Genomic DNA, 14,053 nt, shown 5'->3' on the forward strand with positions numbered 1-14,053 from the left:
GGGGGTGTGGTGGGCGGGGTGGGCGCTGTTTCTGTCGTTGTTGTGGCCACCCGTTTTGGCGGGCCGGGCCATCTCGGTGCCGTTCGGCGGGCCCGGCGGGGGGGGGGGGCCCCCCGGGGCCCCCCCCCCACGCCCCGTCGGTGTTCACCGCTGTGGTCGGACGGAATGTCAGACCTCTTCGGTGCCACCGCTCTCCTCGTCGTCTGCCTTCTCTTCCTTCGCCGCCGCGGGCGTGGCGCCCGGCTGCGGTTCGGCCACGGCCACCCGCGCGGGGCGGATGGTGCGCTCCCCGATGCGGTACCCGGGCTGCAGGATCGCCACGCAGGTCGTCTCGGTGACGTCCGGCGCGTACGAGTGCATCAGGGCCTCGTGGATCGTCGGGTCGAAGGGCTCGCCCTCCTTGCCGAACTGCTGGAGGCCGATCTTCGCGACGACCGTCTCCACCGACTCGGCCACGGCCTTGAAGCCACCGACGAGCTCGCCGTGCTCCCGCGCCCGGCCGATGTCGTCGAGCACGGGCAGGAGGTCGGTCAGCAGGCCAGCCGCAGCGACCTCCTTGACCGTCACCCGGTCGCGCTCGACGCGGCGACGGTAGTTCTGGTACTCGGCCTGGAGCCGCTGGAGGTCGCCCGTGCGCTCGCTGAGCGCCGTACGGACCTGGTCCAGCTGGGCCGTCAGGGCCGCTGTCTGCTGTACGTCCCCGGCCGGGGCCGCCGCCGCCTCCTCCTCGGAGGGGGTGGCGGCCTTCGGCTCGGCGTCGTCGGCATCGGCGCCGGAGGGGACGTCAGGCTTCTCGTCGAAGCCCGGAGTCTCCTCGGTCACGCCGCACCGCCCTTCGTGTCCTTCTCGTCGTCCACGATCTCGGCGTCGACGACGTCGTCGTCAGCGGCCTTGGCCTGGTCGTCGCCCGGCGCCTCGGCACCCGGCGTCGCACCCTCGGACGCGTTGGCGTACATCGCCTGGCCCAGCTTCTGGGAGACGGCCGCGACCTTCTCGGTGGCGGTGCGGATCTCGGCGGTGTCCTCGCCCTTGAGCTTCTCCTTCAGCTCGGTGAGCGCGGTCTCCACCTCCGTCTTCACATCGCCGGGGACCTTGTCCTCGTTGTCCTTGAGGAACTTCTCCGTCTGGTAGACGAGCTGCTCGCCCTGGTTGCGCGACTCGGCGGCCTCGCGACGGCGGTGGTCCTCGTCGGCGTACTGCTCGGCCTCTTCGCGCATCCGGTTGACCTCGTCCTTCGGCAGCGAGGAGCCACCGGTGACGGTCATCTTCTGCTCCTTGCCGGTGCCGAGGTCCTTGGCAGCGACGTGCATGATGCCGTTGGCGTCGATGTCGAAGGCGACCTCGATCTGCGGCACACCACGCGGGGCCGGCGGCAGACCGGTGAGCTCGAACATCCCGAGCTTCTTGTTGTACGCCGCGATCTCGCGCTCGCCCTGGTAGACCTGGATCTGCACGGACGGCTGGTTGTCCTCGGCCGTCGTGAAGATCTCGGAACGCTTGGTCGGGATCGTGGTGTTGCGCTCGATGAGCTTCGTCATGATCCCTCCCTTGGTCTCGATGCCGAGGGACAGCGGGGTCACGTCGAGGAGCAGGACGTCCTTGACCTCACCCTTGAGGACACCGGCCTGGAGCGAGGCGCCGATGGCGACGACCTCGTCCGGGTTCACACCCTTGTTGGCGTCCTGGCCGCCCGTGAGCTCCTTGACGAGCTCGGCGACGGCCGGCATACGGGTCGAGCCACCGACGAGAACGACGTGGTCGATCTCGGAGAGCTGGATGCCCGCGTCCTTGATGACGTTGTGGAACGGGTTCTTGCAGCGGTCCAGGAGGTCCGCGGTCAGCTGCTGGAACTGCGAGCGCGTGAGCTTCTCGTCCAGGTGCAGCGGGCCCTCGGCGGACGCCGTGATGTAGGGCAGGTTGATCGTGGTCTCGGTCGAGGACGAGAGCTCGATCTTCGCCTTCTCCGCGGCCTCGCGGAGACGCTGGAGAGCCATCTTGTCCTTGGACAGGTCCACGCCGTGCCCGTTGGCGAACTGCTTCACCAGGTAGTCGACGACCCGCTGGTCCCAGTCGTCACCACCCAGGTGGTTGTCACCATTGGTGGCCTTCACCTCGACGACGCCGTCGCCGATCTCCAGGAGGGACACGTCGAAGGTGCCGCCACCGAGGTCGAAGACGAGGATCGTCTGGTCGTCCTTGTCGAGGCCGTACGCCAGGGCTGCGGCGGTCGGCTCGTTGACGATACGCAGGACGTTCAGGCCCGCGATCTCACCGGCCTCCTTGGTCGCCTGGCGCTCCGAGTCGTTGAAGTACGCCGGGACGGTGATCACCGCGTCGGTGACCTTCTCGCCCAGGTAGGACTCGGCGTCGCGCTTCAGCTTCTGCAGGATGAAGGCGCTCATCTGCTGCGGGTTGAAGTTCTTGCCGTCGAGCTCGATCTTCCAGTCAGTGCCCATGTGGCGCTTGACCGAACGGATCGTCCTGTCGACGTTGGTGACCGCCTGGCGCTTGGCCACCTCGCCGACCAGCACCTCGCCGTTCTTCGCGAAGGCGACGACGGACGGCGTGGTCCTGGCGCCTTCGGCGTTGGTGATGACGGTGGGCTCGCCGCCTTCGAGAACGCTGACGACGGAGTTAGTCGTGCCCAGGTCGATGCCGACCGCACGTGCCATTTCAATTCCTCCAACTGACTACTTGAGTGGATCTGACTCAAGGATGCATGACACCCACCCCTGAGTCAAAGGACCTGAGCCACTTACGCTCAATTTATGTGCTCGCGGCCGCACTGAACAGGCATTTCCCGCGTTCGGGTGGTGAAAGAGGCCCGCCGCGGCCGCCTCGATCCGCGACACCGCGATGCGCGGCACGTCACACACACCCCACCCACCATCGCACCGTGGGATCGTTCTGTCACAAAATGCATCGAGACGGTCATACCGTCCCGTCATCGACTCCGGGCAGGTGCCATGCGGAACGCGAAGCAGACTGCGGAACGAAGGAGACGGCCCCCCGCCCCGTCGGCGGCCAGGGTGCCCCGGTCCGCCACTGGCCCCTTCCCCGGGATCGCCGTCGCAACCGTGACGGTCCGGCGCGCGACCGGGGCTCTGACATCCATGGCCGCCAGGCGGATCGCCGGCCCCCTGTCGGCCATGACGGCCAAACGGGCCCTGGACCTGACACTCGGCTCGGCGCTGCTGCTCCTGACCGCCCCGGCGCTCGCCCTCACCGCGCTGGCTCTGGCCGTCCGGCCACCCCGCGACGGGGGAGGCGTACTGAAGCGCGAGAACCGGGTGGGCCTGGGCGGCCGCCCCTTCGAGCTGCGCTCGCTGCGCACCCGGCGGCTCCGGCTGGACCTGCTGTCCCGGCTGCCCCACGTCGTACGGGGAGAGCTCTCCCTGGTCGGCCCGGCGCCCCTCACCCCGGACGAGGCCACCCTCCTGGGGGCCGCCGCCGGCCACTGGCGGCAGAGCGTCCGGCCCGGCCTGACCGGGCTGGCCCAGGTACGCGCCCGCTCAGGGATGCCCTGGGACGAACCCGCCCTCCTGGACGCGCACTACGCAGAGCATCATGGGACAGGGCTCGACCTGGCGATCCTGGCGCAATCCGCACACATCCCCCTGCGTGCGGCACTCCGCGGACTGCGACGCCCGGGGAAGGCTCACCTGAGCGACACAGATCACCGCCTGCCCGGCTACAGCGTGGCGGAATAAGTGGATAGTGTCAGCACAGACTGATTAAGTTACTGCTTAGTAATCGCTTGTACGCGCTGGATCCCACCCTCGCAGGCCCGAGGAGCCCCCAAATGCAACTCGCCGCGATCATCGTGTCGCTGGTGCTGACTGTCGTCGGCGTTGCGCTCATCGCCCGAGCCGTCGCGCAGATCTACCGGTTCGTCCGTCTCGGACAGCCGGTGCCGGCAGGCAGCCGCACCGACGACCCCAAGCAGCGCACGATCACCCTGGTCAAGGAATTCCTCGGCCACACCCGGATGAACCGGTGGGGGATCGTGGGCTTCGCCCACTGGTTCGTCGCGATCGGCTTCCTGACACTGCCGCCGACGCTGCTCCAGGCGTACGGACAGCTCTTCCAGGCCGACTGGGTGCTGCCGATCGTCGGCAGCTGGCTGCCGTTCGAGCTGTACATCGAGTTCATCGGCATCATGACCGTGCTCGGCATCGTGACGCTGATGGCCATCCGACTGCTGAACCTGCCCTCCCGGGCCGGCCGCAAGTCCCGCTTCGCCGGTTCCAAGGCCTGGCAGGCGTACTTCGTCGAGTACGTCATCCTCGTCATCGGCCTGGCGATCCTGACCCTGCGCGGTCTCGAAGGCGCGATCCACCACGTCGAGGGCTACGAGGCCGCGTACTTCGTCTCGTACCCGCTCGTGCTCGCCTTCAAGGGACTCGCGCTCGGCACCCTCCAGAACCTCATCTACTTCACCGCGATGGTGAAGATCGGCGTCTCGCTGATCTGGATGATCACGGTCTCGCTCAACACCAACATGGGTGTCGCCTGGCACCGGTTCCTCGGCTTCCCGAACATCTGGTTCAAGCGGAACGCCGACGGAGCGGTCGCGCTCGGCGCGCTGCAGCCGATGACCACGGGTGGCAAGGAGATCGACTGGGAGGACCCGGGCGAGGACGACACCTTCGGTGTCTCCCAGGTCGAGCAGTTCTCCTGGAAGGGCATCCTCGACTTCTCCACGTGCACCGAGTGCGGTCGCTGCCAGTCGCAGTGCCCCGCCTGGAACACCGGCAAGCCGCTCTCCCCGAAGCTCCTGATCATGTCCCTGCGCGACCACGCCCACGCCAAGGCCCCGTATCTGCTGGCCGGCGGCGGCAAGGACATGGAGGGCAACGAGAAGGCCACGGAGGAGCAGCTCAAGGACGTTCCCGCGGCCGCCCTCGCCGAGGCCGAGCGCCCCCTCGTCGGCACCGCCGAGGAGAACGGCGTCATCGACCCGGACGTGCTCTGGTCCTGCACCACCTGCGGTGCGTGCGTGGAGCAGTGCCCGGTCGACATCGAGCACATCGACCACATCGTCGACATGCGCCGCTACCAGGTGATGATCGAGTCCGCGTTCCCGTCCGAGGCGGGCACGATGCTCAAGAACCTGGAGAAGAAGGGCAACCCCTGGGGGCTCGCCAAGAAGCAGCGCGTGGAGTGGACCAAGGAGGTCGACTTCGAGGTCCCGATCGTCGGCAAGGACGTCGAGGACCTCAGCGAGATCGACTACCTGTACTGGGTCGGCTGCGCGGGCGCCCTGGAGGACCGGGCCAAGAAGACGACGAAGGCCTTCGCGGAGCTCCTCCACATCGCGGGCGTCAAGTTCGCGATCATGGGCGGCGACGAGAAGTGCACCGGTGACTCCGCCCGCCGCCTCGGCAACGAGCCGCTGTTCCAGCAGCTCGGCCAGGAGAACGTCGCGATGCTGAACATGGCGTTCGGCGAGGACGACGAGGACGACTCCACGAAGAAGGCCAAGGCGACGAAGAAGATCGTCGCGACCTGCCCGCACTGCTTCAACACCATCGCCAACGAGTACCCGCAGCTCGGCGGCGAGTACGAGGTCATCCACCACACGCAGCTGCTCCAGCACCTGGTGGACGAGGGCAAGCTCGTCCCGGTGACACCGGTCGAGGGTCTGATCACGTACCACGACCCCTGCTACCTGGGCCGCCACAACAAGATCTACACGCCTCCGCGCGAGATCATCGCGAAGGTCCCGGGTCTGCGGAACGAGGAGATGCACCGCCACAAGGAACGCGGCTTCTGCTGCGGCGCCGGCGGTGCCCGGATGTGGATGGAGGAGCGGATCGGCAAGCGCATCAACAACGAGCGTGTCGACGAAGCCCTCTCCCTCAACCCGGACATCGTCTCCACCGCCTGCCCGTTCTGCCTCGTCATGCTGACCGACTCGGTCAACGGCAAGAAGAACGACGGCAAGGCCAAGGAGTCCATCCAGGTCGTCGACGTGTCCCAGCTGCTCCTCGAGTCGGTGAAGACACCCGCCGACCCGGCGGGCGACGCGGAGACGGCCGACCAGCCGGAACCGGAACCCGTCCAGTAGCTGTCTCCCTCCACGGAAGCGGCCGGACCTGCCTCGGGGGCAGGACCGGCCGCTCCGGCGTTCCAGGGGTGCTGCCGGGCCGCTCACGGGTGGCGCGGACCCCCCGGGGTTCCCCTAGGGGATGTCACAGCTAGGCCGCAATGGGCCCCGTGTTCCCCCGGCCCTCACACCGCACCCACACGGACCAGGTACGTTCGATGTGTGGCTGGATTCAGGATCGGACGCGGCCGGGACAACCGCACACCGCAACAACACCCGCAGCAGCAACAGCCGTACGGCGCGCAGGCATCACCGCCGCCGTACGGCGGGCAGTCGTGGCCCCCGGCAGGAGGCAACGGCGCACCGCACGGAGGCCCCCAGGGCGCCCCGTACGGCGGCGGGCACGGCGGCAACGGACACGGGGGTGGGAACGGGCACGCAGGCGGGCACGGCGAACCGGAGTACTTCGGCGACCCGTACCAACAGCCCTCGCAGCAGGACCCGTATGCCAACGCCCCGGGACACACCCAGGCGTTCAGCATCAACGAGGACCCGTACGGCGACGGCAACACCTACCAGGCCGGCCAGGCCCCCGCACACCCCTCGGGGCCCAGACTCCACTGGAAGCAGCTGCTGAGCGGCATCGTGACGCGGCCGGGGCCGACGTTCTGGCAGATGCGCGACTACCCCGTCTGGGGCACCGCGATCGTCGTCACGTTCATCTACGGCCTGCTCGCGCTCTTCGGCTTCGACCAGGCCCGCGACGAGGCGATCCACGCGGAGGTCTCCACGGCCGCCCCGTACGTGATCTTCACGGGCGTCGGCTTCGTCATCGGCGGGCTGGTCCTCGGCGCGGTCACGCACACCCTGGCCCGCCAGCTGGGCGGCACGGGCTCCTGGCAGCCGACCGTGGGCCTGTCGATGCTCATCATGTCGATCACGGACGCACCGCGCCTGGTCTTCGCCCTGTTCCTGGGCGGCGAGAACTCCCTGGTGCAGATCCTCGGCTGGATCACCTGGCTGGCCGCCGGAGCGCTGTTCACCTCGATGGTGAGCAAGTCGCACGACCTGCCGTGGCCGAAGGCGCTCGGCGCCTCCGCGATCCAGCTGATCGCGCTGCTCTCGATCATCAAGCTCGGCACGATCTGATCCGACGCGCAGGAAGGGCCCCGGTGCGACGCACCGGGGCCCTTCCCATGTCTGTCCCGTGGCGGGGGCGGGGTCCTAGGAGTCGAGAACCTGACCCTCACGACGCACGACGGGCTTCTCGACGCTCCACGGGAAGTTGATCCACTGATCGGTCTTCTTCCACACGTACTCGCATTTCACGAGCGAATGCGGCTTCTCGTAGATGACGGCGCTGCGCACCTCGGCCACATGATCGATGCAGAAGTCGCGGACCAGCTTCAGCGTCTTCCCGGTGTCGGCGACATCGTCGGCGATGAGCACCTTCTTCTGCGTGAAGTCGATGGCATTCGGCACGGGCGCCAGCATCACCGGCATTTCCAGGGTGGTCCCGACCCCGGTGTAGAACTCGACGTTCACCAGATGAATGTTCTTGCAGTCCAGGGCATACGCCAGACCGCCCGCGACGAAGACCCCGCCCCGCGCGATGCTCAGCACGACATCGGGCTCGTAACCGTCGTCGGCCACCGTCTGGGCCAGCTCACGTACGGCGTGTCCGAAGACCTCGTACGTCAGATTCTCCCGCACTTCACCAGCCATGCCGTATCACACCTGAGTCCGATGGAAATTCATGAAAGAACGCGAGGCGGTCGGCCCTCGCTGGCCCTGATAACGCGATCCGTAACGCTCGGAACCGTAAGGGAATTCAGAGGACGACGTCAGCCGGAACATACACAGCTGCCCGATCTTCATTCCCGGCCAGAGCTTTATCGGCAACGTCGCCAGATTTGACAGCTCCAGCGTCACATGGCCCGAGAAACCGGGGTCGATGAAGCCGGCCGTGGAATGCGTCACCAGCCCGAGCCGGCCCAGCGAGCTCTTCCCCTCCAGCCGCGACGCCAGGTCGTCGGGGAGCGAGATGACCTCGTAGGTCGACGCCAGGACGAACTCCCCGGGGTGGAGGATGAACGCCTCGTCACCGTCCGGCTCGACCTGACGGGTCAGGTCCACCTGCTCGACGGCGGGATCGATATGCGGATAGCGGTGGTTCTCGAACACCCGGAAGTAGCGGTCCAGCCGCACATCGATGCTCGAGGGCTGCACCATCGAAGCGTCGAACGGGTCAATGCGAACCCGCCCGGCATCGATCTCGGCCCGGAGGTCCTTATCTGAGAGAAGCACGCTCCGAGGATACGCAGAACGCGCGAGCCGACCCCAACCGGACCGCCCCGCGCGTGCCTGCCTCAGACCTCTTCCGCCCGCTAACGCTCCTCGAACATCACGGGAACCGCCTGCCGCAACCGCGCGCAGCGCGGGCAGCGGATGAGCCGCCCGGGCCCGATCCGCCCGGACCCGAGCTGCTGCATCGGGAACGACGAGGTAGCGAAAACGTGCCCTTCGGCACAGCGGACGACGGTGCGCTCCATCGACTCCATCAAGTCCCTTCCCCAACCAGCCTTGGACGAGACCGCCACATTAGGGGATGAACGGGACGCCACTCCAGGCGGCACTCCGCCCACCTACGCTACGCCCTCAACTCCCCCCACCCGCACCCGCGTCCACCCTCCGGAACGACACACAGACCCCGCGGCGAACACGCCGGGGGCCTGCGATGGGGTACAGTGTGGGGCGATGCACAGCCGATCATCGGTGCGCCTCGCGGGTGTAGTTTAATGGTAGAACATGAGCTTCCCAAGCTCAGAGCGCGAGTTCGATTCTCGTCACCCGCTCCATGAGAAAGCCCCAGGCCAGCGGCCGGGGGCTTCTTTGTTGTCTGGACCAGTTCAGGTATCTCGTGCCATATCCGTGCCAGATGCCTGGTCATCCGCCTCTTCACGCCGGGCTCGCACGAGATGGTCGAGGCCGGCCGCCACTTCACGCTGCCGCTCAAGGTCCGAGTGCTGATAGATCAGCGCGGCCCGCTCGGTCGACTGCCCCGCGCGCACCATCGTGTCCTTCAGCGTGGCCCCGGACCGGGTCGTCAGGGTGTGCCCGGTGTGACGAAGATCGTAGAAGCGGAAGCCATCGGGAAGACCCACCTTCGAGCGAGCCGCGCGCCACTTCCGCCCGAAGGAGGAACGGCGGAACGGCTTGCCCTTCTCCCCCACGAACAGCAGTCCGTCCGCGCCCTTCTCGGCGTACCAGTCGAGGTGTCGACGAAGGTCGGTCCGCAGAAAGGCCGGCAGAACGACGAGCCGCTTGCCCGCCTCAGACTTGGTGGGCCCTTCCGCCCGCTCGCCCGTGGTCAGCTCCGGGGCGGCCTGCCTGACGCGGACGGTGAGGTTGTCCAGGTCGATGTCCTTTCGGCGTAGCTCCGCCTGTTCCTCGGGGCGAAGGGGCCCGTACGCGCCGAGGTAGACCATCAGCCGCCAGCGGGGGCCGAGGACGTCGGCGAGCGCGTCGACCTGGTCGACGGTGGCGACGGGACGTTCGGCCGCGATCTCCTTTCCGGCTCCCCGGATGCGGCAGGGGTTGCGGCGGATCAGTTCATCTTCGACGGCGGTCTCGAGGATGGCCTTGAGGAGCCGATAGCTCTTGGCGACGGTGGTCTCGGCCCCGGTGGCGTCGAGCCGTTCCGAGCGCCAGGACCGCACGCGGGGCGCGGTGATCTGGTCGAGGTCCAGGTCCTCGAAGGCCGGCAGGATGTGCAGCCGCAGGAGTCGCCGGTACAGCTCCTCAGTGGTCTGCGAGAGGCGGCGTTCCTTCACCCAGAGAAGGGCGTACTCCCGGAATTTTACTGCCCCGGCATCGGGGTCCTGCCAGTCACCGCGCCGAATCTCGGTCTGCTTCTCGGCCAGCCAGCCGTCGGCGTCGCGAGCGGTCTCGAACGTCTCGGGAGCAGGTCGCATCACGCCGTCGGGGCCGGGATAGCGAGCCTGGAAGCGTCCCGAAGGCAGCTTCCGCACCGCTCCGAACGTACGGCGCCTGCCCTTCTTGTTGGCCATCAGGCGGCCCTTCCGTAGCGGGAGCGGCGGCGGCGGATCGGCTGGACGGTGTTCCCCTCGATGTACGCCTCCAGGACGCTCGCCTTGATGCGCACGTGGCTGCCGACCTTGACGAAGGCGATGCGGCGTTCGGCGATGAGGCGGCGCGGGAAGCGGGCGGTGGTGCCGAGGCGTTCGGCGGCTTGGTCGACGGTGAGCAGGGGGTCAGTCACGACCGGTCTCCTTCCAGGGCGAGGGCTTCGCGTGCGGTTTCGCGGTTGTGTTGCAGGTTTCTGGCGATCGAGGCGGCGAGGATCGATTCGCCGGGGCTGTGGCCTTGTCCGGCGTACTGCCAGTCGGTGAGGACGAGGACGGTCGGGTCCTGGTTGGGATCGGGCAGGCCGAGTTCTTCGCGTTGTTGGGTGGCGCGGTAGTCGGCGCGGATCTGGCGGAGTGCGCCGAGGGTGGTGGAGTAGCGGCGGGACTTGGAGGAGAAGTGGCCTCGGAAGCCGAGCATGTGAGCCCAAGCCCGTAGCCGCCGGTCGGGGTAGAGCGGGTCGAGGTCGAAGCAGGCTTCGATGAGGCGGCGTGGGTGGTCGGGTACGTCGAGGAGGACCAGGGCTTCGCGGTTGCCGATGCGGCGGTCGATGGTGCCGGTCGTTTCGGCGGCTTTGGTGGCGTATTTGGCGACGTAGGAGGCGACGGCCTGTTCGGTGATGTCGGTCCCGGCGTCGAAGGCGCGGATGGGGCGGATGTCGAGCTGGGTGCCCCAGCGCAGTTCGCGGGTGGGTTGGCCGGCGGCGGCCGGGACTGTGATGGTCGTGTACGAGTGCGCGACGGCGGCGCGGATGGAGTCGTCGAGCAGCTGCACGGAGGCCCAGGAGGGCGGTGGGCTGTCGGGTCCGTCCGGGCCGTCGAGGCGTATGACGGCGTGGAAGTGGACGGCGCCGCGTTTCTGGAACTCGGCGACCTTGCCGTACGAGACGCGTGCGGTTTCTTTGAGTTCGCGTTGGGTGAGGCCGGCGCGGGCGGCGATCTCGCGGCGGAGCCGGTTGGTGAAGCGCTGCCAGAGGTCCCCGGCGTGGTTGTTGAAGAGGACCGCGCCCGCGTAGTCGTAGGAGTCGGGGTCGAGCGGGGTGCCGAGGGTGTCGTCGTCGGGGCAGTGGGTGGTGCCGCAGCGGCAGCGGCCGGTGTCGGGGCGGTTGTGGACGGGGCCGAAGGATGGGGCGGTGAGGGTGGCGAAGACGCGGGGGTGGTCGCGGACGGTGGTGGGGACGTCCTTGTCCTGGTCGCCCGCGAGTCCGGCGCGGATCAGGTGGTAGGTGTCGGCGGAGTAGGTCCAGGCGCAGGCCGGGCAGCGGGAGGCGCGGCGGTTGCCGCAAGCGACGCGGAGTCGTCCTCCGGGCTCGGTGTCGGTGGAGTAGCGGTGCAGGGTCTGGCCGGTGGTCTTGTCCTTGGTGAGGGTCCAGCCGGAGAGGTGGATGGGGTTGGAGCAGCCGCCGGTGCGGCGGATCTGGTCCTGCCAGCGGTCGAAGCCGGTGGACCCGGCCACCCGCAGCAGATCGCCGAGGGTGGCCGGGTCAAGGCCCGCGAGGGTCGCGGTGTCCGTCACGCGTGCTCCCGCTGAACGACCGGGGCGGGGACGGCGCGGGTCGAGCCGGTGCCCCGGCAGCGGCGGCAGGTGACCTTGAGGGTGGCGCGGGTGCCGTCGTCCAGGAGTGCCCCGGTGTCGATGGCAACGGCGGGGAAGCCGTCGCAGTCCGGGCAGATGCGCGACCGGGCAGGGGTGTGCTGGGCCATGATGGTGGTCCTTTCGATTGCGGTTGGAAGGGGCCGGACCGTCCGGACGGCGGCGATGCTTGGCGGCTTGTGCGCCGTCCGGAGGCTGGTCAGAGCTGGATCAGTGAGAGAACGACCGGGCCCCGCGTCGGCCGGTCGATCCCTTGGCCGCGTACATGGCGGAGTCAGCCGCGGCGAGCGCGTCGGAGAGGCTGCGGACCGGCAGGTCCGAGAGGCGGCAAGAGCCGACGGAGACGGAGACCGGGAGCCGGTGCCCCGCGTGGGTGACCGGCTGGCGCAGGACGTGGTGGAGGCTGTCGAGGTCCGGGGCCTGGCGGGCGATGGCGACGAACTCGTCTCCGCCGAGGCGTCCGGCGATGCCGTGGCGACCGCACCAGGCGGTGAGGCGATCGGCGGTGACGGCCAGGGCGACGTCCCCGACAGCGTGGCCGTGGGTGTCGTTGAGGTTCTTGAAGTCGTCGAGGTCGAGCAGGAGAACAACGGCGTCCCGGTGCCGGCGGATGACACGTTCGGCGAGGACGGTCCATCCGGCACGGGTGCGCAGGCCGGTGAGCGGATCCCGGCGGGCGGTGGCGAGCCGGTGGGTGAGCAGGGCGGTATGGGAGGCCCAGCCGATGAGCGGTAAGGCGAGAGCGAGCGCTTGGGTGTCCACGGTTCTCCTTCGATGCGGTTGGAAGGGGTTGCGTGGGCCGTCCGGGCGGCGGCGATGCTTGGCGGCTTGTGGCACCGCCCGGAGGCCGGTCAGCGGTTCAGTTCCTGGCGGAGGATGCGTACGAGGACCAGGAGCACGACGCCGCTGACGGACAGAGCGAGCGCGGTGATGGCGACGGCGAGGAGCATCGAGGTCACGACCGCACCGACCACGAGGGTTCCGGTGATGGCGACCACGGGGTTGGCGCGGACGGCGTCGACCACTCCGGACCGGGTGGGCGCGACGGCGGGGGCAGACTCGCTGATGCGGTCGGTCGGGACCGGGGCCGGGCCAGTGTTGTGGCTCGCGGGGGTGAAGGTGTGGGTATCGGACTGCGGGTACTTGGGCGTGAGCACGGTGGTTCTCCCTTCTGGGCTGGCTACTTGGCGAAGCTGTCGATGGCGGGGGCGAGGAAGCTGTCCGCGAGGAGGTAGCCGCCGAAGAGGAGGACGGCGACCAGCCACAGCGGCGGGCGGATGAGCTTGATGCCGAGAGCGCCGACGGCGACCAGGGCGAGCCAGAGCGGAACGTCCATGACGGTGTCTCCTCGGTGATCAGCGGGCGTTGCAGCGGTGGGTACGGGCGGCCAGTTCGGCCGAGGCGCGGTTCAGGTAGTCGGCGGACCAGTCGCAGCCGGGGGCCGTGCAGGCGGCGGCGTGCGCCTCGCGGCCGTGACGGTCGCGGTGGGTGCCGATCTGGACGGGACCGATGCGGTCGACGTCCCAGAAGCGGGTGCGGGCCATCGAGTCACCTCCTTCAAGTGAGTTGGGCGGCGATGGCGTCGGCCATCGGAGCGGGGACTCCCAGGCGGGAGCGGAGGGTGTCCCGGTCGATCGCGTGGCCCGTCGCGGCCTGGTGGCTGTCGGCGAGCTTGCGGGCATGGGCGATGAGAGCCGGAGGCACGGACGGAATCGCGGGGAGAGCGGGCGCGGTGGTGGTCGGGGCGATGGCTTCCGGCTCCGGCAGAGCCGGTTCGGACAGCTCGCTCACGGGTGCCGGGTGGTCGGGCTGGTCGAGCTCTTCCTCGTGGGCCTCGTCCGGAACCGGGGCCGGTTCGTCCTGCTTCGGGGTCGGGACCGGCGAGTGGGCCAGGAGCGTTCCGCCGAGGAAGGCGAGTGCCGGCCAACCGGCGACGAGGATGCGGAGCCAGTCGGGCACGTCCGCCAGGTCGAGCAGTCCGGCGGTGGCGACGTTCGCCCCGAGCGAGGCAGCGAGGGCGACGGTGAACCAGACCCATGCGGCCTGCCGGGGCGCGTCGGTGTTCCGCAGGGTGCGAAGCCGGTGCCAGGAGGCGACGAGGAGCAAGTCCACGGAGACCGGGTAAGCCCACGCCTTCCAGCCGCTCTGCCCGGCGGCCTGGGCCAAATCATGGAGGTGGGAGAAGGACAGTGCACCGGCGATCACGGCTTGGACGAGTACGGCGTCCAGGCGGAGCGATGACCGCATGGCAGGCCCTCCCTTCGG

Annotated in this window: 16 protein-coding genes and 1 tRNA gene; 4 read left to right on the forward strand and 13 right to left on the reverse strand. The window is 68.8% G+C overall.

The genetic code is table 11. The features are described from left to right. Positions 1 to 168 precede the first annotated feature (168 nt). Together grpE and dnaK are read right to left on the reverse strand one after the other, a co-directional pair. On the reverse strand, positions 169 to 822 hold the full coding sequence (grpE, locus tag ACIQM3_RS24720; protein ID WP_401627642.1) for a nucleotide exchange factor GrpE: 654 nt from the start codon (positions 820 to 822) through the stop codon (positions 169 to 171). Beyond that, the gene (gene dnaK, locus ACIQM3_RS24725; protein ID WP_401627644.1) at positions 819 to 2,672 is read right to left on the reverse strand and encodes a molecular chaperone DnaK; all 1,854 of its coding nucleotides are present in this window, start codon (positions 2,670 to 2,672) and stop codon (positions 819 to 821) included. The genes grpE and dnaK overlap by 4 nt, the downstream gene beginning before the upstream one ends. Before the next feature lie 441 nt (positions 2,673 to 3,113). Here dnaK and ACIQM3_RS24730 point away from each other — a divergent pair, with 441 nt between their 5' ends. From ACIQM3_RS24730 to ACIQM3_RS24740, 3 genes are all read left to right on the forward strand, one after another. Continuing rightward, positions 3,114 to 3,710, forward strand: a complete 597-nt coding sequence (locus ACIQM3_RS24730; protein ID WP_401627646.1) for a sugar transferase — start codon at positions 3,114 to 3,116, stop codon at positions 3,708 to 3,710. Positions 3,711 to 3,802: 92 nt separating this feature from the next. Then, entirely contained in the window at positions 3,803 to 6,070 is a 2,268-nt protein-coding gene (locus ACIQM3_RS24735; protein ID WP_401627648.1) for a heterodisulfide reductase-related iron-sulfur binding cluster, read from the forward strand. Positions 6,071 to 6,271: 201 nt separating this feature from the next. Continuing rightward, entirely contained in the window at positions 6,272 to 7,198 is a 927-nt protein-coding gene (locus ACIQM3_RS24740) for a Yip1 family protein (RefSeq protein WP_401627650.1), read from the forward strand. A gap of 75 nt (positions 7,199 to 7,273) precedes the next feature. Here the strand turns inward: ACIQM3_RS24740 and ACIQM3_RS24745 are convergent, their stop codons facing one another. Then, positions 7,274 to 7,774, reverse strand: a complete 501-nt coding sequence (locus tag ACIQM3_RS24745) for a phosphoribosyltransferase (protein WP_401627652.1) — start codon at positions 7,772 to 7,774, stop codon at positions 7,274 to 7,276. 6 nt (positions 7,775 to 7,780) lie between these two features. Then, on the reverse strand, positions 7,781 to 8,356 hold the full coding sequence (gene dcd / locus ACIQM3_RS24750; protein WP_099173424.1) for a dCTP deaminase: 576 nt from the start codon (positions 8,354 to 8,356) through the stop codon (positions 7,781 to 7,783). 477 nt (positions 8,357 to 8,833) lie between these two features. Here dcd and ACIQM3_RS24755 point away from each other — a divergent pair. Next, positions 8,834 to 8,907, forward strand: a tRNA-Gly gene (locus ACIQM3_RS24755). 51 nt (positions 8,908 to 8,958) lie between these two features. Here the strand turns inward: ACIQM3_RS24755 and ACIQM3_RS24760 are convergent. The 9 genes from ACIQM3_RS24760 to ACIQM3_RS24800 all read right to left on the reverse strand — a co-directional run bounded on the left by ACIQM3_RS24760 (position 8,959) and on the right by ACIQM3_RS24800 (position 14,035). Continuing rightward, positions 8,959 to 10,119 carry a tyrosine-type recombinase/integrase gene (locus ACIQM3_RS24760; RefSeq protein WP_401627654.1) on the reverse strand — a complete coding sequence of 387 codons (1,161 nt, stop codon included), beginning with the start codon at positions 10,117 to 10,119 and terminating at the stop codon, positions 8,959 to 8,961. Continuing rightward, positions 10,119 to 10,331 carry a helix-turn-helix domain-containing protein gene (locus tag ACIQM3_RS24765; protein WP_147982330.1) on the reverse strand — a complete coding sequence of 71 codons (213 nt, stop codon included), beginning with the start codon at positions 10,329 to 10,331 and terminating at the stop codon, positions 10,119 to 10,121. Before ACIQM3_RS24765 ends, ACIQM3_RS24760 begins: the two co-directional genes overlap by 1 nt. Next, a complete protein-coding gene (gene repSA, locus ACIQM3_RS24770; protein WP_401627655.1) occupies positions 10,328 to 11,710 on the reverse strand; it encodes a replication initiator protein RepSA in 1,383 nt (460 codons plus the stop codon). Before repSA ends, ACIQM3_RS24765 begins: the two co-directional genes overlap by 4 nt. Continuing rightward, positions 11,707 to 11,898, reverse strand: a complete 192-nt coding sequence (locus ACIQM3_RS24775; protein WP_401627657.1) for a hypothetical protein — start codon at positions 11,896 to 11,898, stop codon at positions 11,707 to 11,709. The genes repSA and ACIQM3_RS24775 overlap by 4 nt, the downstream gene beginning before the upstream one ends. A 100-nt stretch (positions 11,899 to 11,998) precedes the next feature. Then, positions 11,999 to 12,550, reverse strand: a complete 552-nt coding sequence (locus tag ACIQM3_RS24780; RefSeq protein WP_401627659.1) for a GGDEF domain-containing protein — start codon at positions 12,548 to 12,550, stop codon at positions 11,999 to 12,001. An 89-nt stretch (positions 12,551 to 12,639) separates the two neighbouring features. Beyond that, on the reverse strand, positions 12,640 to 12,945 hold the full coding sequence (locus ACIQM3_RS24785; RefSeq protein ID WP_401627660.1) for a SpdD protein: 306 nt from the start codon (positions 12,943 to 12,945) through the stop codon (positions 12,640 to 12,642). 23 nt (positions 12,946 to 12,968) lie between these two features. Next, on the reverse strand, positions 12,969 to 13,124 hold the full coding sequence (locus ACIQM3_RS24790) for a hypothetical protein (RefSeq protein ID WP_167398085.1): 156 nt from the start codon (positions 13,122 to 13,124) through the stop codon (positions 12,969 to 12,971). Between the two features lie 19 nt (positions 13,125 to 13,143). Further along, positions 13,144 to 13,332 (reverse strand): mobile element transfer protein, encoded by a 189-nt coding sequence (locus ACIQM3_RS24795; RefSeq protein WP_382069041.1) that lies wholly within the window; start codon positions 13,330 to 13,332, stop codon positions 13,144 to 13,146. Positions 13,333 to 13,345: 13 nt separating this feature from the next. Next, positions 13,346 to 14,035: a DUF2637 domain-containing protein gene (locus ACIQM3_RS24800; RefSeq protein WP_401627663.1), complete on the reverse strand. Its 690-nt coding sequence runs from the start codon at positions 14,033 to 14,035 to the stop codon at positions 13,346 to 13,348. Positions 14,036 to 14,053: the final 18 nt, after the last annotated feature.

The sequence above is a fragment of the Streptomyces sp. NPDC091271 genome, from assembly GCF_044757505.1.
Classification (GTDB): Bacteria; Actinomycetota; Actinomycetes; order Streptomycetales; family Streptomycetaceae; genus Streptomyces.

Coding starts and splice junctions, on each gene's coding strand:
- dnaK (WP_401627644.1), bottom strand. CDS start 2,672: ATGGCACGTGCGGTCGGCATCGACCTGGGCACGACTAACTCCGTCGTC.
- ACIQM3_RS24730 (WP_401627646.1), top strand. CDS start 3,114: ATGGCCGCCAGGCGGATCGCCGGCCCCCTGTCGGCCATGACGGCCAAA.
- ACIQM3_RS24735 (WP_401627648.1), top strand. CDS start 3,803: ATGCAACTCGCCGCGATCATCGTGTCGCTGGTGCTGACTGTCGTCGGC.
- ACIQM3_RS24745 (WP_401627652.1), bottom strand. CDS start 7,774: ATGGCTGGTGAAGTGCGGGAGAATCTGACGTACGAGGTCTTCGGACAC.
- ACIQM3_RS24760 (WP_401627654.1), bottom strand. CDS start 10,119: ATGGCCAACAAGAAGGGCAGGCGCCGTACGTTCGGAGCGGTGCGGAAG.
- ACIQM3_RS24775 (WP_401627657.1), bottom strand. CDS start 11,898: ATGGCCCAGCACACCCCTGCCCGGTCGCGCATCTGCCCGGACTGCGAC.
- ACIQM3_RS24790 (WP_167398085.1), bottom strand. CDS start 13,124: ATGGACGTTCCGCTCTGGCTCGCCCTGGTCGCCGTCGGCGCTCTCGGC.
- ACIQM3_RS24795 (WP_382069041.1), bottom strand. CDS start 13,332: ATGGCCCGCACCCGCTTCTGGGACGTCGACCGCATCGGTCCCGTCCAG.
- ACIQM3_RS24800 (WP_401627663.1), bottom strand. CDS start 14,035: ATGCGGTCATCGCTCCGCCTGGACGCCGTACTCGTCCAAGCCGTGATC.